The organism is Pseudomonas sp. MS19 (assembly GCF_013277615.1).
Classification (GTDB): Bacteria; Pseudomonadota; Gammaproteobacteria; order Pseudomonadales; family Pseudomonadaceae; genus Aquipseudomonas; species Aquipseudomonas marincola.
The window spans coordinates 203,391-222,841 of sequence record NZ_VBTO01000009.1 but is presented as its reverse complement, the minus strand read 5'-3'; the positions used below and the strand labels follow the sequence as shown (position 1 = coordinate 222,841).

Sequence of the window (19,451 nt, the reverse complement as noted above, 5' to 3'; positions counted from 1 at the left end):
AAACCTTATTCAGGACGGGACAATACGCACAAAAAAGGCGCTCAAATGAGCGCCTTTTCGCGTTACGTGTAGCGGATCAGCGCACGACAATGCCGCGGCTGGCAAGGTAGGCCTTGGCTTCCGGTACGGTGTATTCGCCGAAGTGGAAAATACTTGCTGCCAGCACGGCCGAAGCCTTGCCTTGCAAGATGCCATCGGCGAGATGATCAAGGTTGCCAACGCCGCCGGAGGCAATCACCGGAATACCCACAGTTTCGCTGATTGCGCGGGTAACGCCGAGGTCGAAACCGTTCTTCATGCCATCCTGATCCATGCTGGTCAGGAGGATTTCACCGGCGCCAAGGTCTTCCATTTTCTTTGCCCAGAGCACTGCGTCCAAACCAGTTGGCTTGCGCCCGCCGTGGGTGAAGATTTCCCAGCGCGGCACTTCGCCCGGCGCCGAAACGCACTTGGCGTCGATGGCCACGACGATGCACTGCGAGCCGAAGCGCTGCGCCGCTTCGCCGACAAACTCCGGATTGAATACCGCAGCGGTGTTGATCGACACCTTGTCTGCACCGGCATTGAGCAGGTTGCGGATGTCTTGCACGGTGCGCACGCCGCCGCCAACTGTCAGCGGGATAAACACCTGGCTGGCCATACGCTCAACGGTATGCAGCGTGGTGTCACGGCCATCAACGCTGGCGGTGATGTCGAGAAAGGTAATTTCGTCAGCGCCCTGCTCGTCATAACGACGGGCGATTTCTACCGGATCACCGGCGTCGCGAATATTCTCGAATTTGACACCCTTGACCACGCGACCGTTGTCGACGTCGAGGCAAGGAATAATACGTTTAGCCAGGGTCATATCGCCGTCCTGTGTAGTGCGGGCAACGTTTGGGTCAGCCCGCCTTGCGCACGTTCAATCAGCCTTTGTAGCTGTCGCAGAAAGCCTGAGCTTCGGCCACATCCAGCGTGCCTTCGTAGATTGCACGGCCGGTGATTGCGCCGATGATTCCCGGCGCCTTGGCGTCGAGCAGGGTTTTGATGTCGCCCAGATTATGGATACCGCCCGAGGCGATTACCGGAATGCTGGTCGCCGCTGCCAGCGCGGCTGTGAACGGTACGTTGCAGCCCTGCATCATGCCGTCTTTGGCGATGTCGGTGTATACGATTGCTGAGACGCCATCCGCCTCAAAGCGCTTGGCCAGGTCGATGACCTGCACGGTGCTGACTTCTGCCCAACCATCGGTGGCGACAAAACCATCTTTGGCATCCAGACCCACAATCACTTTGCCCGGAAATGCCTTGCACGCTTCGGCAACGAACTCAGGCTGTTTAACCGCCTTGGTGCCGATGATCACGTAGCTGACGCCCGCTTTGACGTAATGCTCAATGGTTTCCAGCGAGCGAATGCCGCCGCCGATCTGGATCGGCAAATGCGGATAGCGCTTGGCAATCGCCGTGACCACTTCACCGTTGACCGGCTGGCCTTCGAATGCGCCGTTCAGGTCAACCAGATGCAAGCGGCGGCAACCGCCCTCCACCCACTTGGCAGCCATGCTCACCGGATCATCGGAGAACACTGTGGAATCTTCCATGCGGCCTTGACGCAGGCGCACACAGGCGCCGTCTTTCAGATCGATAGCGGGGATAATCAGCATCGGTTGAACCTGTTCAAGTCTTATAAAATTTAAAGGTCAGCTCTTTTCGAGCGCCCACAAGTCGCTTTCGATGCTGACAAACCGGTCACTGAGAACGGCCTGCACATCGGCAATCGCCTTGTCGTAATAAAGCGGGGCAATTTCCCGGCTGAACATCTCGAGCACTTCATGCACTTCAAACGAGCCCAGCTCAAGCTCGAAACGCTGTTCGAGAAAACGCTTGAGCGCCTCGACAGCGGCTTGCTCCTGAGCCGGCTCAAGTTTGAGTTGCGCAGTGATCTTGCTCCGGGCCATTACCAGCGGCCATCCCAGGCGGCGAAGTTCTGCAGCAATTGCAGGCCATGGGTATGGCTCTTCTCCGGGTGGAATTGCACGGCAAAGCGCGAGCCCTCAGCCAGCGCAGCGGCAAAATCCTTGCCGTAATGACCACGACCGACGACCTGCTTGGGGTTGCCGGCTTCGATGTAATAGCTGTGCACGAAGTAGAAGCGCGCCATGTCCGGAATGTTGTGCCACAGCGGGTGTTTGATCGTTTGCGCGACCTCGTTCCAGCCCATGTGCGGCACTTTCAGCGCTTCGCCGTCTTCGACCTGATCCTTGCCGAAGAAGCGAACTTGCCCTGGAAACATGCCAATGCAGTCAACGCCGGCGTTTTCTTCGCTGCTCTCCATAAGCGCCTGCATACCCACGCAGATGCCCAGAAACGGACGGTCCTGGCTCACTTCACGGACCAGCGTGTCGAAGCCCAGCCGGCGAATTTCAGCCATGCAGTCGCGAATAGCGCCAACACCCGGGAAAACCACGCGGTCTGCTTCGCGAATCACTTTCTCGTCACTGGTGACCAGCACCCGGCCAGCACCAACGTGCTCCAGTGCTTTGGACACCGAATGCAGGTTGCCCATGCCGTAATCGATTACCGCGACTGTTTGCATCAGAGCACGCCCTTGGTCGAAGGCATCTGGCCCGCCATACGCGGGTCCAGCTCCGTGGCCATGCGCAATGCGCGGCCAAATGCCTTGTACACGGTTTCGATCTGGTGGTGGGTGTTGGTGCCACGCAGGTTATCGATGTGCAGGCTTACCAGCGCATGGTTAACGAAGCCCTGGAAGAACTCCTGGAACAAGTCCACGTCAAAACCGCCGACTACAGCGCGGGTAAACGGCACGTGCATTTGCAGGCCGGGACGCCCGGAGAAGTCGATAACTACGCGCGACAGCGCCTCATCCAGCGGGACGTAAGAGTGGCCATAACGGACCATGCCCTTCTTGTCGCCGACAGCCTTGCTGAAGGCCTGACCGAGGGTAATACCGACGTCTTCGACGGTGTGGTGATCATCGATATGCAGATCGCCCTTACACTCGATATCCAGGTCAATCAGACCGTGGCGTGCGATTTGATCGAGCATGTGCTCAAGAAACGGTACGCCAATGTCAAAACGGGCCTTACCGGTGCCGTCCAGGTTGATTGAAACCTTGATTTGGGTCTCAAGGGTGTTGCGCTCGACGCATGCCGTACGTTCGGCCATCACCTGCTCCACGAAATCATTGTGCAAAATGGGCAGGCATTATAGGCCCAATCGGGGTAAACCTTGAAGCAAGCGCCGATCAGAAGAACAATTCTGCCGAATAACTGCGATTGAGTAACCGGATGGACAGCATCGACACCCTCGTAATTGGCGGCGGCGCAGTGGGTCTGGCCTGCGCTGCACGCCTGGCCAGCCCGCAACAGAGCCTGTTGATTGTGGAGGCCGAAAGCCTGATTGGCAGCCACACCTCCAGCCGCAACAGCGAGGTGATTCACGCTGGGATTTACTACGCGCCCGGCTCGCTCAAGGCGCAACTCTGCCTTGAAGGCCGTGAGCGGCTTTACAGTTGGTGCGCGCAGCATCAGGTTGCGCACCGCAAAATCGGCAAATTACTGGTCGCGGTAACTGCCAATGAAATCGACCGCCTTGATGCGCTGGCCAGCAATGCCATTGCATCGGGTGTCGAGCCGCTGCAAGAGATCAGTCGCACGCAATTGCAACAGCTCGAACCGGCGGTCAGCGCAGTGGCGGCGCTCTACTCACCGCACACCGGCATTATCGACAGCCACGAATTTATCCATTCGCTGCTCGGTGCTGCCGAGCGTCAAGGCGCGCAACTGGTGCTCAACACCCGCGTAAGCCAACTGCAGCGCGCTCCGGATGGCTGGATCGCCAGCGGAATAAGTGCCGGCGAGCCGTTCCAGATCAAAGCCCTGCAGGTCATCAATGCCGGCGGGCTTTTTGCTCAGCAACTGGCGCAGCAAACCAGCGAATTGTCCGGCGCGACCATTCCCAAGCTGCATCTGTGTCAGGGCCGCTATTTCAGTTACAGCGGCCGCTCGCCATTCAATCATCTGATCTACCCGATGCCGGAAGCCAACAACGCCGGGCTTGGCGTACACGCCACCCTGGACATGGGCGGCCAGTTACGTTTCGGCCCCGACACTGAATACATCGAGCGCATTGACTACAACGTCGATGCACAACTGCGCAACGCCTTTGCCGCGGCCATTAGCCGCTACTTCCCCGCGCTCGACAGTTCCCGGCTCAGCCCGGCTTACAGCGGCATCCGCCCTAAACTGAGTGGCGCAGGGGAACCGCCGGCCGACTTCATCATCCAAACATCAGCCATACATGGGCTGGAAGGCCTGATAAACCTGTACGGGATCGAATCGCCGGGGCTGACTGCCAGCCTGGCAATTGCCGATCGCGTGGCGCTTTATGCTAAATAGTCATCACATGGGCGCTATACTTCTTCGCTCTAAATAAAAGCCAATGCATACAAGGAATCGTCCATGAAATCGCTCGGCAAAATCCTGGGCCTGTTTTTCCTCGGACTGTTGCTGATCATCGTGGCGGCGGGTTTTATCCTGACGCACCTGTTCGATCCCAACGACTACAAAGACGAAATCCGCGATCTGGCACGCGAAAAAGCCAATATCGAGCTGACGCTAAACGGCGATATCGGCTGGAGCCTGTTCCCGTGGCTTGGCCTTGAGCTGACCGATGCGACTGTCGCCAGCGCCTCGACCCCCGATCAGCCGTTCGCCGATTTGCGCCTGCTTGGCCTCTCCGTGCGGGTATTGCCGCTGCTGAGCAAGCAGATCCAGATGAGCGACATCCGCATCGACGGCCTCAACCTGAATCTGCAGCGTGACGAAAAAGGCCACGGCAACTGGGAAGACATCGGTCATCCGCAAAAAACCGCAGCTGCCGATGGCGAACCTGCAGCGCCAGCAGAACCTGAAAAAACCGCAGAGACGCCCGCCAAACGCTCCGAGCCCATGAAGCTGGATATCGACAGCCTGATTGTTAACGGCGCTCGCGTGGAATACAGCGATGCACAGAAGGGCCAGCAATTCAGCGCCGAAAGCATTCAGCTCACCACTGGCGCCATCAGCGAAGGGCAGGCTGTGCCTATCAAGCTGAGTGCATTCTTTGGCACCAACAAGCCGTTGATTCGTGCGCGCACCGAGCTGCAAGGTGACCTGCGCATCGACCGAAACAGCAAACGCTACCAATTGGAAAACGCCAGAATTTCAGGTGAAGCGTCTGGGGAGCCGCTCAACGGGCAAACCCTCACCTACTCAATGCAAGGCCAGATTCTGGTCGACCTGACCAAGCAAGTTGCCGAGTGGAGCAATCTCAAACTCTCAGCCAACCAGCTGCGCGCACTCGGTGAAATCAAAGTCACCGAGCTTGACCAGAAAGCGCCCAAGCTGACCGGCGGGCTGTCGATTGCCGAGATCAATCTGCGCGAGTTCCTGAGCGGTATCGGCCACCAGTTGCCGCCGATGAACGACGATAAAACCCTGCGCAAGTTCGAACTGGTCACCCGCCTCAGTGGCAGCCCGGACAGCGTCCAGCTCGACGACCTCAAAGTACAACTCGACGACAGCAAGTTCACCGGTAACCTCGCCATTGCCAGCGTTGCCAAGCAAGCGCTGCGCGCGCAGCTCAAGGGCGACCAGCTCGATCTCGACCGTTACCTGCTGGCGCCGGACGAGAAAACCAAAAGCAGCACCGCTGCGCGTAACGCAGAGGTTAAGGAAAGCATCGCCAAAGCGGGCAAGAACGGCACCAGCGATCTGCCCAACGCGCCCACTCAGCAAGCCTGGAGCAATACTCCGGTGTTGCCGATTGAGCGTCTGCGCAAGCTCGATATGCAGGTGGATCTGAACATGGACAGCCTGACCGTCAAGCAACAAGCGATCAGCAATCTGGCAGTCAAGGCGAAAAGCATTAACGGCCTGCTGACCCTTGAGAATGCCAGCGGCAACCTCGGTAGCGGCAGCTTCAGCGCCAATGCCAGAGTCGATGTGCGCAAGGCCATTCCGCAACTGACCCTGCACAAGCAGATCAAGCGCACTCAGATAGAACCCTTCCTGAAAACGCCTGAACATGCCGCTCCGGTGAAAGGCCTTCTCGACCTGCAAGCCGACCTGACGACCACCGGCAACAGCCAGCGCGAGTGGGTGGCCGGGCTCAACGGAACCTCAAAGTTCATCCTCAACGACGGCATGCTGGTTGATGCCAATGTTGAGCAACAAGTGTGCATCGGCATTGCCACGCTGAACCGCAAACCCATTACCCGCGACTTCCCGAACAAGAGCACGCCATTCGAGAAACTCCAGGGCAGCCTGACCTTTACCAACGGCGTGGCCAGCAATCCTGATCTGGCCGTGAGCATTCCCGGCCTCAGCGTTAGCGGCCACGGTGATCTCGACCTGCGGGTTATGGGCCTCGACTACCGCGCCGGTATCACCCTCAAGGGCGACCAGCGCGAAATGCCAGACCCGGCGTGCCAGGTAAATGAACGTTACGTCGGCATCGAATGGCCACTGCGTTGCCGCGGCCCGCTAGAGCTGGGCGCCAAGGCTTGCCGCCTGGACAAAGCCGGCATGGGCAAGATAGCCGCGCAATTGGCAGGCGAGAAACTGACCGAAAAACTCGAAGAGAAGCTTGGCGACAAAGTCAGTCCAGACCTCAAGGATGCGCTCAAGGGTCTGTTCAAACGATGAGTCCCGCGCAATTCTCCCAAGCTGTACTCGATTGGTACGACAGCCACGGCCGCAAAGATCTGCCCTGGCAGCAGGCAATCACGCCTTATCGGGTTTGGGTTTCCGAGATCATGCTGCAACAAACCCAAGTGAGCACCGTGCTTGGCTACTTCGACCGGTTCATGAGCGCCCTGCCGACCGTGCAGGCGCTGGCGGCCGCACCTGAAGATGAAGTGCTGCACCTGTGGACGGGCCTCGGGTATTACACTCGTGCGCGCAATTTGCAGAAAACCGCGCAGATCATCGTCAGTCAGCACGGCGGGGAGTTTCCACGCAGCGTCGATGCGCTCACCGCGCTGCCCGGCATTGGTCGCTCGACTGCCGGCGCAATTGCCAGCCTGAGCATGGAGATCCGCGCACCAATCCTCGATGGCAACGTCAAACGCGTGCTGGCCCGCTATGTGGCGCAGGAAGGCTATCCAGGCGACCCAAAAGTGGCCAAACAACTCTGGGATGTCGCCGAGCGTTTTACGCCCGAGCGCCGCGTGAACAACTACACGCAGGCAATGATGGATCTTGGGGCAACGCTGTGTACACGCAGCAAACCAAGCTGCTTACTGTGCCCGCTAAAAAATGGCTGTCAGGCGCATCTGCTGGGGCTGGAGATTCGCTACCCAATCCCCAAGCCGCGCAAGGAGCTACCGCAAAAGCGCGCCCTGATGCCGATACTGGCCAACCGCGAACACGCCATTCTGCTTTACCGCAGACCGGCAAGCGGGCTTTGGGGCGGGCTTTGGAGCCTGCCAGAGCTTAACGACCTGCAAGCACTCGAGCCTTTTGCCAACCAACACGCCCTTGAACTCGGCGAACGCAAACCGCTGGCCGAGTTGATTCATACCTTCAGCCACTTCCAGTTAACGATCGAGCCGTGGCTGGTCGACGTCACCGCAGCCCCCAGCAACGTGGCCGAGGCCGACTGGCTCTGGTATAACCTCGCCACACCACCGCGCCTCGGACTCGCCGCTCCAGTCAAAAAACTGTTGAAGCGCGCAGCCGATGCACTGAACGCAGGAGAATTGTCATGACCCGCACCGTAATGTGCCTCAAACACAAACAAGAGCTGCCAGGCCTTGATCGCCCACCGTATCCGGGCCCAAAAGGTGAAGACTTGTATAACAACGTCTCCAAGCAAGCCTGGGATGAATGGCAAAAACACCAGACTTTGCTGATCAACGAGCGTCGTCTGAACATGATGAACGCCGAAGACCGCAAATTCCTCCAAGCCGAGATGGATAAATTCCTTTCCGGCGAAGAGTACGCGCAAGCCGAAGGTTACGTGCCGCCAAGCGAGTGAAACCCGGCAAAGGGCAAAAGCGATTATTTTTTGATCACTTTTGCCCTGATTCATCGTAAGAGCCCGTTTTCTTTAAATATTTTTCACAAACACGCTTGACATGCATCCGCCAAATCCGTCTAATACGCCCCGTTGCCCAGATAGCTCAGTCGGTAGAGCAGGGGATTGAAAATCCCCGTGTCGGCGGTTCGATTCCGTCTCTGGGCACCACTAATTAATTTCAGGTGGTGCCAGCAGCATCTGAAATACGAAAACCCGCCTAGTGCGGGTTTTTTATTGCCTGCTATAAAGGCATGCCTTTCTCACGAGCAAACCTAAGCCGACACTGTTTCTCTTGCTGCCGGCATTCGGCCTTACCCGCACCGAGCAAATCGCACTTCAATCACGGCCAAGCAGACAGTTTCTGAACCTGCAGTCGCGCATCTTGTTTGCCCTTAGCGCAACGTCCCAATCCAGCCCTGCCTGTATACAGCCTGGCCAACCTTTCTCGGGTCAAAAGCTTGCTCTATGCAACAGCAGGCGGATATCAAACCCATCGCCAAAGTGCTCTAGATCAAGCCTTTCAGCACATCGATTCGCCAAAATAGATAGACACTGAGGCTACAATAGCGGCTCAATCATCTATCAGGGACGATAAATGAAACACATCCAATTGCCCTTCAAAAATCCCGAGCAGTCAGATCCGCTCGGTCGCCAGCCATCCCCAACTGATCCTCTTCCTTCGTGGCGCGACGGCGCGACGAAGCAAGCCATCATCACGTTTGTTGAGTCCGTTACCGACAGCACCTGCAAAGATTGCCTACCTGTGAGCGACCGGATTGCGGTATTCGATAACGACGGCACGCTGTGGAGCGAAAAGCCGCTCTATTTCCAGGTGCTATTCGCCTTTGATGAGGTCAAGCGCAGGGCCTCGGACCATCCGGACTGGAAAGACCGACATGGATTCAAAGAACTGCTCGAAGGCGGTATAGACGCAGTAAAGGAAAACGATCACGAAGGCATCATGGCAATAGTTGAGGCGACCCACACTGGAATCAGCACCGACCAATTTACCGCCAACGTAAGAGCCTGGCTGGCCACAGCACGCCACCCCGGCACTCATCGTCCGTATACCGAAATGGTTTTCCAGCCAATGCTGGAGTTGCTCGGTTATTTGCGCGCCAATGAGTTCAAGACCTACATCGTCTCAGGCAGTGAGGTCACCTTCATGCGCGCATGGAGCGAAGATGTTTACGGCATTGGGCCTGAACAGGTAATCGGCACCACGTTTATCAACCGTTATCACGACAACAACGGCGATCCCGAAATTGTGCGCACCGTCATCATGGCGCACCACAACGAAGGCCCGGGCAAGCCTGTGGGCATCGAGTCGATCATCGGCCGGCGGCCAATCATGGCAATAGGCAACGGCGATGGGGACTTAGAGATGCTGCAGTGGACTGCTGCCGGCGAAGGCCCGAGGTTTATGGGCGTGATCCACCACACAGACGCCAAGCGCGAATGGGCTTACGACCGCAAAGCGCTGATCGGCAAGCTGGACGAAGCCCTTGATGAGGCCGTTGCCAACAACTGGACGGTGGTGGATATGCAGCGCGACTGGGCGCGAATTTATCCCGCTAACAGCGATAAATAGCCGCAGCAGGCATGCGCCAAGCTCTCAAGACAGGGGCTTGGCGCACCTTACTTCACCGTCAACAGCCTCTACTTGGTCGCCGTACTTGTACGATGGCTGGCCAGTGGCGGACTGACTCGGCATAATCGCCTCCATTCAGTGACAGTCTCAACTTGCTGCATCTTTGCGGCTGATCGCAACCGAACTCGACAGCCTCAATCAAAAATCCGCTTTTTTGTACCTGCGCGACAGGCAACTGCGGTGATGCGACACACGACCCACTTCAAGCTTTTAAACCGCTCCCGCAGGCTTGGCCGTAATCGAAGCGCTATGCTAATTTGGCTGCGCCAGGATGGCTAAATGATGGCTGGAGAGCACTCAGAGAATAAGAGGAATACCCATGGCTGAGGCTTCGCCTGCGCTAGAAATTCGCGATTTGCATAAACGCTATGGCGATCTTGAAGTACTTAAAGGTATCTCGCTGACCGCCCGTGATGGCGATGTCATCTCGATTCTCGGCTCGTCTGGCTCCGGAAAGTCGACCTTCCTGCGCTGCATCAATCTGCTTGAGAACCCGCACAAGGGTCAGATCATCGTCGCCGGTGAAGAGCTCAAGCTCAAAGCTGCCAAAAATGGTGAACTGGTTGCCGCAGATGGCAAGCAGATCAACCGCATGCGCAGCGAAATCGGCTTCGTGTTTCAGAACTTCAACCTTTGGCCACACATGAGCGTGCTCGATAACATCATCGAAGCGCCGCGCCGCGTGCTGGGTCAGAGCAAAGCCGAAGCCACTGAAATCGCGGAAGCATTACTGGCCAAGGTCGGTATTGCCGACAAACGTCACGTTTATCCCAACCAGCTTTCGGGTGGGCAGCAACAGCGCGCAGCGATTGCACGCACGCTGGCCATGCAACCCAAGGTCATCCTCTTTGACGAACCCACCTCGGCGCTAGACCCCGAGATGGTACAAGAAGTGCTTAACGTAATTCGTGCACTGGCCGAAGAGGGTCGCACCATGCTGCTCGTGACGCACGAAATGGGCTTCGCCCGCCAAGTGTCGAGTGAAGTGGTATTTTTGCATCAAGGCCTGGTTGAAGAACAAGGCTCGCCCGAGCAGGTTTTCGAAAACCCAAGCTCAGCACGCTGCAAACAATTCATGTCAGGCAATCGCTAACCAAGGAGCTGTATCGAATGCAAAACTACAAAAAAATTCTGCTAGCCGCTGCTGCAACACTGGCTTTCGGCACTAGCGCAGTCGCCGCCGACAAACTGAAAATTGGTACCGAGGGCGCATACCCTCCGTTCAACCTGATTGACGCAAGTGGCCAGGTGGGTGGCTTCGACGTCGAGATCGGCCAAGCACTTTGCGCCAAGATGAAGGTTGAGTGCGAAGTCGTTACTTCCGACTGGGACGGTATTATTCCGGCCTTGAACGCCAAGAAGTTCGACTTCCTGATCGCCTCCATGTCGATCACCGAAGAGCGCAAGCAAGCGGTCGACTTCACAGATCCGTACTACACCAACAAACTGCAGTTCATCGCGCCGAAAAGCAGCGATTTCAAAGCTGACAAAGACAGCCTGAAAGGCAAGGTCATCGGCGCTCAGCGCGCAACCATCGCCGGCACCTGGCTGGAAGACAACATGAAAGACGTTGTCGACATCAAGTTGTATGACACCCAGGAAAACGCCTACCTCGACCTGTCGTCTGGCCGCCTCGATGGCGTGCTGGCAGACACCTTCGTTAACTGGGAATGGCTCAAGAGCGACGCGGGCAAAAGCTTCGAATTCAAGGGTGACCCTGTATTCGATAACGACAAAATCGGTATCGCTGTGCGTAAAGGCGACGAGCTTCGCGTGAAACTCAACGCCGCCCTGAAAGAAATCGTTGCCGACGGCACTTACAAGCAGATCAACGACAAGTACTTCCCGTTCAGCATTTACTAAGCTGCCGGCACTGCGCCGCCCTCACCGGCGGCGCAGGCTACTGAGCCCACATGAACTTCGATCTCTATGGATTCGGCCCTGCCCTGGCAGCCGGCACCCTGATGACCATCAAGCTGGCGCTAAGCGCGCTATGCCTCGGTCTGGTGTTGGGCTTGCTTGGTGCACTGGCTAAAACTTCTCCGTACAAGCCGCTGCAATGGCTTGGCGGCACGTATTCGACCATCGTGCGCGGCATCCCGGAATTGCTCTGGGTATTGCTGATCTACTTCGGCACCGTCAACCTGATGCGCACCCTGGCAGACTTTCTGCACATGGAAAGCCTGGAACTCAGTCCGTTCGCTGCCGGCACAATCGCCCTCGGCATCTGCTTCGGCGCATACGCAACGGAAGTATTTCGCGGTGCAATTCTGGCAATCCCCAAGGGCCACCGCGAAGCGGGTCAGGCACTGGGCATGTCCAAGCCACGCATTTTCTGGCGCCTGATACTGCCGCAAATGTGGCGTATCGCCCTGCCCGGCCTTGGCAACCTGTTCATGATTTTGATGAAGGACACCGCACTGGTTTCAGTGATCGGCCTGGAAGAAATCATGCGTCGCTCGCAAATCGCAGTGACCTCAAGCAAGCAAGCCTTCACCTTCTACATGGTCGCCGCCTTGATTTATCTCAGCCTCACCGTCATCGCCATGACCGGCATGTACCTGCTTGAAAAACGCGCAAGCCGTGGTTTTGTCAGGAGCAGCCAATGAACTGGGAAGTCATCATCAAGTGGCTGCCACGCCTTTCCGAAGGTGCAGTGCTTACATTAGAGCTGGTCGCCTTTGCGGTAATCGCCGGTCTCATTCTGGCCATTCCGATGGGCATCGCCCGCTCATCGCGGCACTGGTATATCCGCAGCCTGCCTTACGGCTACATTTTCTTCTTCCGTGGCACACCGCTGCTGGTTCAGCTGTTTCTGGTGTATTACGGCCTTGCGCAGTTCGAGTCCGTGCGCCAAGGGCCGCTCTGGCCTTACCTGCGTGACCCGTACTGGTGCGCCGTTCTCACCATGACGCTGCACACTGCCGCCTATATCGCCGAAATCCTGCGTGGCGCGATTCAGTCTGTTCCGCCAGGCGAGGTTGAGGCCGCACGAGCATTAGGCATGTCACGGTTCCAGACCATGGTGCACATTCTGCTGCCCCGCGCTGCACGCATCGGCCTGCCCGCTTACAGCAACGAAGTGATTCTGATGCTCAAGGCCAGCGCACTGGCGAGCACCATCACCTTGCTTGAGCTCACCGGCATGGCGCGCACAATCATCGCCCGCACCTACTTGCCAGTGGAGATTTTCTTCGCCGCCGGGATGTTCTATCTGGTGATCGCCTTCGTTCTGGTTCGCGGCTTCAAGCTGCTGGAACGCTGGCTGCGCGTAGACGCCTGCCAAGGCCGTTAACAGTTGGGCCGGCAACGGCCCGACTGCATTTCCTTATGACAACCCCCGTCTCTCTTGCCCAGCGTTTTGCCGCACTCGACGCCCTGCTCATAAAGCACCAGCACCTGTGGCGACCGCGCCCGTTTACCCAACTGCAGCTTGAGTGGGAACATGATCATCCTGAACTGGCCAACTGGCTGCGCGCACGAACGCTGGAACAGGCCGAACTTGCCCACAACCAACCAGAGTTGCTCGATGCACCCGCCCCGTTTGGCGAGATCGCCAAAAGTGCGCAAACGCTTTGCCATGTTGATGGCGTATCAGTCGCGCCACACACACAGCTGAACGCGCGGCAAACGGCGGGTATTCCGGGGCGCAAGCTGCAACAGATCGAGGCATTCGCTCACAGCCTGCAGTTTGCCCATTCTGTCAGTCATTGGCTCGACTGGTGTGCGGGCAAGGGCCATCTTGGACGGGTATTGGCGCAAGACCCACAGCTACTGACCTGCCTTGAATACGATGCAGAGCTGATCGCAAGCGGGCAAAAGATCAGCGATCACTTAAAGCGCCAGACCCGGCATATCCAGCAAGACGTGCTCGCCGAGGATTGCCAACAACAGCTGCAGCCCAGCCACACACCCGTGGCCCTGCATGCCTGCGGCGACCTGCATGTTCGCCTGATGCAACTCGCCAGCAAGGCAGGTTGCCAGCAATTGGCGATTGCGCCCTGCTGCTATAACCGCACCCGTGATGAGCATTACCAGCCGTTATCCACGACTGCAAAAGCCTCCAGCTTGCAACTATCCCGCGACGATCTCGGCCTGCCCGCCAGCGAAACCGTAACCGCCGGCGCCCGCGTGCGCAGACAACGCGACAACTCGATGGCACGTCGCCTGGCATTTGATCAATTGCAGCGCCGGTTACGCGGCATCAATGAATACCTGCCCACGCCTTCTTTGCCAGCCGCCTGGCTGGATAAACCGTTCGCCGACTACTGCAAAGACCTCGCCGCACTCAAAGACCTGCCCGCACCGACCGCCGACGAAGACTGGGATGCACTGCAAGCCCTCGGCTGGCAACGCCTTGCCGAGGTCCGCAATCTGGAACTGGTACGCGACCTGTTCCGCCGCCCGCTGGAAATGTGGCTGGTTCTCGATCGCGCCCTGTATTTGCAGGAGCACGGCTACAGCGTCACGCTTAAACGCTTCTGCCCACATGAAGTAACCCCAAGAAACCTGCTGTTACAGGCAGAACGCCTTTAACTTATCCACAAAGACTGTGGATAAGTCAGTTGATAGTTTTTCGAAAAAGCGTCTAACACAGGCTGTACAGCCGGACAATGCGACTCAAGGTCTTTTTTAATAATTTAAAAATACCAATAAAAACAGATACTTATGAAATACCGAGGCGAGCATCACAAAAAATCCGCTCCTGCTGGCAAAATTTATCTCAGTTGTGCATAAAGAAATCCGGGCTCATTACATTTTTTATAAAATAGTTGCCAAAAGGGCCTTTACTCATCGCAACTTATCTATATAATGCGCCCCACAAATGCCGGTATAGCTCAGTTGGTAGAGCAACTGACTTGTAATCAGTAGGTCCCGAGTTCGACTCTTGGTGCCGGCACCATATACAGAAAGGCCCACAGCGATGTGGGCCTTTTTTGTTGCCTGCGACTTATCACTGCGTGCAGCCAGCCAGGGTTGCTTGCTGTTCACGATGCCTGCCATGCTCCGCCACAATGCATTTTCAATCCCCGGAGGCGATATGAGCACGCAACAGGTAGTTATCGAAGACTGGAATGGCGACGGAGGCATCCGCATTCCGGATGCGGCACTTCAGGAACTGGGCGTTGATGTGGGCGATTCGTTGTATCTGATTGAAGAATTCGTCGGCACAACTCGTTGCCTGGTTCTTAGCAAAACACCGCGCATCCCTGATCGCATGGATGAATTGGTTGAGGCGTGGGACAAGGGGCAATAAGGCCATAGCCTGATAGCAGATGAGGCTCAGCTAAACGCTTAGGCACATATGCACAGAGGCATCATCAAGCTGGCCGATACGCGTCGACTAAGCTCGCCATGTCATCAGCGAGCGCTGCAATCTGAGCATTCGCTACTTTGCGCTCGGCGAATACCCGCAAGCCGATGATTTGCGCTTGCAGGAGTCGCGCAAGCCTTGCGCAATCGACATCGGCGCGCAGTTCACCAGCATCCTTTGCCCGCTCCAGCGCTTTACCAATACGTTGCTCGATTTGCGTCAGCACCGCATCCACTTTGTCGTGCAAGGCGGCGTCTTCGGGGTTTATTTCGAGCAGGGTTTTCACCAGCATGCATGCCTGCGCCGGCGGCTGCGTCTCGGTGTTGCAGGCCTGTGCGAACGAGCGCAAATAACACTTCAACCCTTCCAGCACTGCGGGTGCTGCGTCCAGCGTTTGCTGGAAGGTGTCGGCTGTACGCACGACATAGGCATCCAGCGCTTCGGCGAACAGGCCGCTCTTGCTGCCAAAAGTGGCGTACAAGCTGCCTGGCCGCATGTCCAGCGCCTGCTCGATGTGCTTCATCGACGAGGCGTAATACCCCCGCGACCAGAACAGTTCTACCGCCCGATCCAGAGCAACTTGACGATCAAAACGAGCAATACGCGGCATGGGTGTCTCTGCATAAAGGCTGTTGGGCAGCATCATTGATAATTGAGCGATCACTCAATTATAGCTTGATAATGGTGAACTCCTCAATTAAGGTGAAGTCATATTTGAACGATCACTCAAAAAGGATCAGCACATGTCTACTTTCAAATTGCACGACCAAAACACAGCTCCTGAAGCCTCTAAACCTTTGCTGGAAAACTCGCAGAAAGCCTTTGGCATGGTTCCCGGTTTGCACGCGGTAATGGCCGAGTCGCCTGGCCTGCTGGAGGGTTATCAGGTTCTGCACAACCTGTTCCTCAACAGCAGCTTTACTGCAGAGGAGCAAACTGTTGTTTGGCAGAGCATCAACGTCGAGCACAATTGCCACTATTGCGTTCCGGCGCATACCGGCATCGCCAAGGCAATGAAGGTATCTGACGAAATAAGTAATGCACTGCGCGATGAAACGCCGCTACCAACGCCTAAGCTGGAAACACTGCGCTACTTCACGCTGGCCATGGTTCGCCAACGTGGTGAGCTGCAAACATCGCAGATTGAAGACTTCTACGCGGCAGGCTTCAGCCAGCAAAACGTATTGGAAGTGATTTTGGCGCTCAGCCAAAAGGTGATGAGCAACTACACCAACCACGTTGCTCAAACACCAATTGATGCCGCTTTCAAAAGCTTCGCCTGGGAAAAGAAATAACCGCTGCCAACAGTGTTAATCAATGATTGAAGCGCAGGAGCAACAGATGAGCGAGCCAACAGCCGCACCGATTATCGTGTTCGACGTAAACGAAACCCTGCTCGATATAGACACCCTCGCGCCGCTGTTCGAGCGGGTGTTTAGCGACGCAAGGGTGTTACGCGAATGGTTCGCCCAGCTGATTCTCTACTCACAAACCCTGACCCTCAGCGGCCGTTACTGCCCGTTTGGCGAGCTCGGCGTTGGCACGTTGCACATGCTTGGCACCCAGCACGGCAAAACCATTAACGATGCCGACATTGCCGAACTGAAAGAGCGCATGGGCAACATGCCCGCCCACGCCGACGCCTTACCTGCGCTGAAAATGCTGCGTGATGCGGGTTTTCGCCTGGTGACACTCACCAATTCGGCGAGCAGCGCATCGCCCACCGCACTTGAGCGAGCTGGGCTGGCGGAGTTCTTTGAGCAGACCTTCAGCGTCGAGTCGGTTAAAAAGTTTAAGCCCGCGCCCGAAACCTATGCCCATGTTGCGGATCAACTGCAGGTACCCGCTGCCAGTTTGACGCTGGTAGCCTGTCATTTATGGGACACCATCGGCGCGCAGTCCGCGGGCTGGCAGGGTGCGTTTATCACGCGACCGCATAACACCCTGCTGCCGGCAGCCGAAGTACCAATGCCGGATTTTGTCGCGGTGGATTTAACCGAGCTTGCGAGCCAGTTGATTGACCGATTAGGCGCTTGAATAGCGGACTAATCTGCGTTGTTTCAGCGTCACGACAATCAACTGCAACGCCCGGCTTATCTCGCTCTTCGCGATCAACGTATTGAAACTCTAACCTGTTAAAAATAGGTATCTGCAATGGACGATCAAACAACCTACACACCGCCTGCAGTCTGGAAGTGGGACAAACAGAACGGCGGTGCATTCTCCAGCATCAACCGGCCGATCTCCGGCCCCACGCACGATAAGGACCTGCCGGTTGGCAAGCACCCGCTGCAGCTCTATTCACTGGCTACGCCCAACGGCGTGAAAGTCACGGTGATGCTTGAAGAGTTGTTGGCACTGGGCCACAGCGGCGCCGAATACGACGCGTGGCTGATCAAGATTTCCGAAGGCGATCAATTCTCCAGCGGCTTTGTCGAGGTTAATCCAAACTCGAAGATTCCGGCGATGATGGATCACAGCACAACCCCGCCGACCCGCCTTTTCGAGTCGGGCTCGATTCTGCTGTACCTGGCCGAGAAGTTTGATGCGCTGCTGTCGAAAGACCCCAAAGCCCGCGCCGAAACCATCAACTGGCTGTTCTGGCAGATGGGCAGCGCGCCGTATCTTGGCGGTGGCTTCGGCCATTTCTACGCGTACGCGCCGAGCAAAATCGAATACGCGATCGACCGTTTCACCATGGAAGTCAAACGCGAACTGGATGTACTCGACCGCCGTCTGGCCGACAATACTTACCTGGCGGGCGACGAATACAGCATTGCTGATGTCGCCATCTGGCCGTGGTACGGCGTTCTCGCGCTTGGCGGTCTGTACGATGCCGCCACATTCCTCGATGTGAAAAGCTACAAGAACGTGCAGCGTTGGGCCAAGGCCATTGCCGAACGTCCCGCAGTGAAACGCGGCCGCATGGTTAACCGTACGTGGGGCGAGGCCAGCGAGCAGCTGCCGGAGCGCCACGCAGCCAGCGACTTCGACAACATTGGCGGATAGCACCGGTAAATGACGGCGACCGTAAAGCGGGCGCCGTCATTCCATCACCCGCCTCCTGCCAAATTCCCCGCCTCCTGTTCGACTCTCTTCCTGCACTCGCACGTCGCCATTGCGCTAAAAAATGCTCCCCGCATACGCCTGCTCATTGACGCTCGATTTTACGACGCCCTAAAAAAACTGCTCTAGACTCAAAATCTGAAAACCGACGCGGCCAATGCCAGCGGTTAACCTCACGGGACAGCTGGGCTGGCGAGTGCGGCGTAATGGATTAATCGACAGAGAAGGGAGTCATATGAAAGCACTAAAACTGTTAGTGATTGGCTTGGCATTGGCCTCTGGCTTCAGCCACGCCGATGAGAAAACCGGTGTCGGCAAGAACGGCGTAGCGCTCGTCTCAAGCCCGGCATTCACGGCTGAAGGCGGTGAGAAAGTGACGATGGAGAATGTCGTCCGCGCTGAAACCGCCAAATACTTTGCCGAAGAAACCATCAAGACCGGCCCCAACAAATTCCGCCATGAGCGCCAGGGTATCCAACTGGATAACCAAACGATCATTCGCTCAAATTTTGACCTGATCTACTCCTACGCGGTGTTCGACGCCTCCAAAGGACTGAGCGTGACCGTGCCACCCTACGACCTGTATCAGTCCGTGCAGATTTTCGACGGCAACTCGATCACGCTGGGCGTGGTGTATCCGGGCGAAACGATGAAAATCAGCCCGGACCAACTGACTGTTGGCGACCATGTGTACTTGTTTATGCGCACTCAACCGCCCTCACTCGACGAAGCCGGCATGAACAAGCTGCACGAACGGCAGGACTCAGTCGTGGTCGAGGCTGGCTCGGCGGAACCGTACGTACCCGAGGTTAAGTACGACCTGGTCTCGTTCAACACGCTGCGTGAAGACCTGATCAAACGCGCACCGAAAGAAACCGTGATCTGGAAAGGCTTCGTCGAAAGCCTCGATGCCATTGAGTCGCCGTATTACCAGATGACCAACCTGGCCGGCTGGGCTGGCTTGCCGGCGACTCAGGCGCACTACTTCGTGGTATTGCCGGGCGACAAGGCAGCGGCAGATGGCAAGCCTTCGAGCATGACGTTCAAGGCGCCAGATTTGCAGTACGACCGCAAAGGCTACTGGTCGTTGACTGTTTATGATGCCGACGGCTGGGTGGTCAGCAAACCGTTCAAGATCAGTTCGCTCGAAGCCGAACCCAATGCAGACGGCAGCTACACCCTGAACTTCAATGGCCCGGAAGGTACGCCGAACAACCTGCAGGTTCCGAAAAACTGGAATGCCTTGTTCCGTGCTTACCTGCCCAAGTCGCGCGACAGCATTCTCGCCTTCGAGAAAGACCTCACCGACAATCACAAACCCACAGCCGCAAAACCCTGAAAACAGTCGCCTCACGA

General features: G+C 56.8%; 21 protein-coding genes and 2 tRNA genes. 17 read left to right on the top strand and 6 right to left on the bottom strand.

The genetic code is table 11. The features are described from left to right. Positions 1 to 76: 76 nt before the first annotated feature. The 5 genes from hisF to hisB are packed head-to-tail and all read right to left on the bottom strand — an operon-like array spanning position 77 to position 3,168. Positions 77 to 847 carry an imidazole glycerol phosphate synthase subunit HisF gene (hisF, locus tag FEZ62_RS11390; RefSeq protein WP_150548172.1) on the bottom strand — a complete coding sequence of 257 codons (771 nt, stop codon included), beginning with the start codon at positions 845 to 847 and terminating at the stop codon, positions 77 to 79. A gap of 58 nt (positions 848 to 905) precedes the next feature. Further along, positions 906 to 1,643, bottom strand: coding sequence for a 1-(5-phosphoribosyl)-5-[(5-phosphoribosylamino)methylideneamino]imidazole-4-carboxamide isomerase (hisA, locus tag FEZ62_RS11385; RefSeq protein ID WP_172927717.1), 738 nt, complete (start codon positions 1,641 to 1,643; stop codon positions 906 to 908). A gap of 36 nt (positions 1,644 to 1,679) precedes the next feature. Next, positions 1,680 to 1,937 carry a DUF2164 domain-containing protein gene (locus FEZ62_RS11380; protein ID WP_090513873.1) on the bottom strand — a complete coding sequence of 86 codons (258 nt, stop codon included), beginning with the start codon at positions 1,935 to 1,937 and terminating at the stop codon, positions 1,680 to 1,682. Beyond that, complete coding sequence (hisH, locus tag FEZ62_RS11375; protein WP_069902409.1) at positions 1,937 to 2,575, bottom strand: imidazole glycerol phosphate synthase subunit HisH; 639 nt, start codon at positions 2,573 to 2,575, stop codon at positions 1,937 to 1,939. Before hisH ends, FEZ62_RS11380 begins: the two co-directional genes overlap by 1 nt. Next, positions 2,575 to 3,168, bottom strand: coding sequence for an imidazoleglycerol-phosphate dehydratase HisB (gene hisB, locus FEZ62_RS11370; RefSeq protein WP_069902408.1), 594 nt, complete (start codon positions 3,166 to 3,168; stop codon positions 2,575 to 2,577). Before hisB ends, hisH begins: the two co-directional genes overlap by 1 nt. Before the next feature lie 122 nt (positions 3,169 to 3,290). Between hisB and FEZ62_RS11365 the strand changes: the two genes are divergently transcribed. From FEZ62_RS11365 to FEZ62_RS11305, 13 genes are all read left to right on the top strand, one after another. After that, positions 3,291 to 4,400, top strand: coding sequence for an NAD(P)/FAD-dependent oxidoreductase (locus FEZ62_RS11365; protein WP_172927716.1), 1,110 nt, complete (start codon positions 3,291 to 3,293; stop codon positions 4,398 to 4,400). A 63-nt stretch (positions 4,401 to 4,463) separates the two neighbouring features. Continuing rightward, complete coding sequence (locus tag FEZ62_RS11360) at positions 4,464 to 6,689, top strand: AsmA family protein (protein WP_172927715.1); 2,226 nt, start codon at positions 4,464 to 4,466, stop codon at positions 6,687 to 6,689. Continuing rightward, positions 6,686 to 7,753: an A/G-specific adenine glycosylase gene (gene mutY / locus FEZ62_RS11355; RefSeq protein WP_172927714.1), complete on the top strand. Its 1,068-nt coding sequence runs from the start codon at positions 6,686 to 6,688 to the stop codon at positions 7,751 to 7,753. Before FEZ62_RS11360 ends, mutY begins: the two co-directional genes overlap by 4 nt. Beyond that, positions 7,750 to 8,022 carry an oxidative damage protection protein gene (locus FEZ62_RS11350; protein ID WP_172927713.1) on the top strand — a complete coding sequence of 91 codons (273 nt, stop codon included), beginning with the start codon at positions 7,750 to 7,752 and terminating at the stop codon, positions 8,020 to 8,022. Before mutY ends, FEZ62_RS11350 begins: the two co-directional genes overlap by 4 nt. Before the next feature lie 134 nt (positions 8,023 to 8,156). Then, a tRNA-Phe gene (locus FEZ62_RS11345) sits at positions 8,157 to 8,232 on the top strand. A 427-nt stretch (positions 8,233 to 8,659) separates the two neighbouring features. After that, a complete protein-coding gene (locus FEZ62_RS11340; protein ID WP_172927712.1) occupies positions 8,660 to 9,655 on the top strand; it encodes an HAD family hydrolase in 996 nt (331 codons plus the stop codon). 379 nt (positions 9,656 to 10,034) lie between these two features. Beyond that, the gene (locus FEZ62_RS11335) at positions 10,035 to 10,808 is read left to right on the top strand and encodes an ABC transporter ATP-binding protein (RefSeq protein WP_069902400.1); all 774 of its coding nucleotides are present in this window, start codon (positions 10,035 to 10,037) and stop codon (positions 10,806 to 10,808) included. A 17-nt stretch (positions 10,809 to 10,825) separates the two neighbouring features. Continuing rightward, a complete protein-coding gene (locus tag FEZ62_RS11330) occupies positions 10,826 to 11,578 on the top strand; it encodes an ABC transporter substrate-binding protein (protein WP_069902399.1) in 753 nt (250 codons plus the stop codon). Positions 11,579 to 11,628: 50 nt separating this feature from the next. Next, positions 11,629 to 12,324, top strand: a complete 696-nt coding sequence (locus tag FEZ62_RS11325) for an ABC transporter permease (RefSeq protein ID WP_069902398.1) — start codon at positions 11,629 to 11,631, stop codon at positions 12,322 to 12,324. After that, entirely contained in the window at positions 12,321 to 13,010 is a 690-nt protein-coding gene (locus tag FEZ62_RS11320; RefSeq protein WP_069902397.1) for an ABC transporter permease, read from the top strand. Before FEZ62_RS11325 ends, FEZ62_RS11320 begins: the two co-directional genes overlap by 4 nt. Before the next feature lie 35 nt (positions 13,011 to 13,045). Then, positions 13,046 to 14,251 carry a methyltransferase gene (locus tag FEZ62_RS11315; protein ID WP_172927711.1) on the top strand — a complete coding sequence of 402 codons (1,206 nt, stop codon included), beginning with the start codon at positions 13,046 to 13,048 and terminating at the stop codon, positions 14,249 to 14,251. A gap of 291 nt (positions 14,252 to 14,542) precedes the next feature. Then, positions 14,543 to 14,618, top strand: a tRNA-Thr gene (locus FEZ62_RS11310). A gap of 138 nt (positions 14,619 to 14,756) precedes the next feature. After that, complete coding sequence (locus FEZ62_RS11305) at positions 14,757 to 14,972, top strand: hypothetical protein (RefSeq protein WP_090515921.1); 216 nt, start codon at positions 14,757 to 14,759, stop codon at positions 14,970 to 14,972. A 64-nt stretch (positions 14,973 to 15,036) separates the two neighbouring features. Here FEZ62_RS11305 and FEZ62_RS11300 read toward each other — a convergent pair whose 3' ends face one another. Then, positions 15,037 to 15,639, bottom strand: a complete 603-nt coding sequence (locus FEZ62_RS11300; protein WP_172927710.1) for a TetR/AcrR family transcriptional regulator — start codon at positions 15,637 to 15,639, stop codon at positions 15,037 to 15,039. Positions 15,640 to 15,772: 133 nt separating this feature from the next. Here FEZ62_RS11300 and FEZ62_RS11295 point away from each other — a divergent pair, with 133 nt between their 5' ends. The 4 genes from FEZ62_RS11295 to FEZ62_RS11280 all read left to right on the top strand — a co-directional run bounded on the left by FEZ62_RS11295 (position 15,773) and on the right by FEZ62_RS11280 (position 19,434). Next, positions 15,773 to 16,324, top strand: a complete 552-nt coding sequence (locus tag FEZ62_RS11295) for a carboxymuconolactone decarboxylase family protein (RefSeq protein WP_172927709.1) — start codon at positions 15,773 to 15,775, stop codon at positions 16,322 to 16,324. Positions 16,325 to 16,370: 46 nt separating this feature from the next. Next, complete coding sequence (locus FEZ62_RS11290) at positions 16,371 to 17,066, top strand: haloacid dehalogenase type II (RefSeq protein WP_172927708.1); 696 nt, start codon at positions 16,371 to 16,373, stop codon at positions 17,064 to 17,066. Positions 17,067 to 17,183: 117 nt separating this feature from the next. Then, the gene (gene yghU / locus FEZ62_RS11285) at positions 17,184 to 18,038 is read left to right on the top strand and encodes a glutathione-dependent disulfide-bond oxidoreductase (protein WP_172927707.1); all 855 of its coding nucleotides are present in this window, start codon (positions 17,184 to 17,186) and stop codon (positions 18,036 to 18,038) included. A gap of 292 nt (positions 18,039 to 18,330) precedes the next feature. Further along, complete coding sequence (locus FEZ62_RS11280) at positions 18,331 to 19,434, top strand: DUF1254 domain-containing protein (RefSeq protein ID WP_172927706.1); 1,104 nt, start codon at positions 18,331 to 18,333, stop codon at positions 19,432 to 19,434. The last annotated feature ends 17 nt before the right edge of the window (positions 19,435 to 19,451 follow it).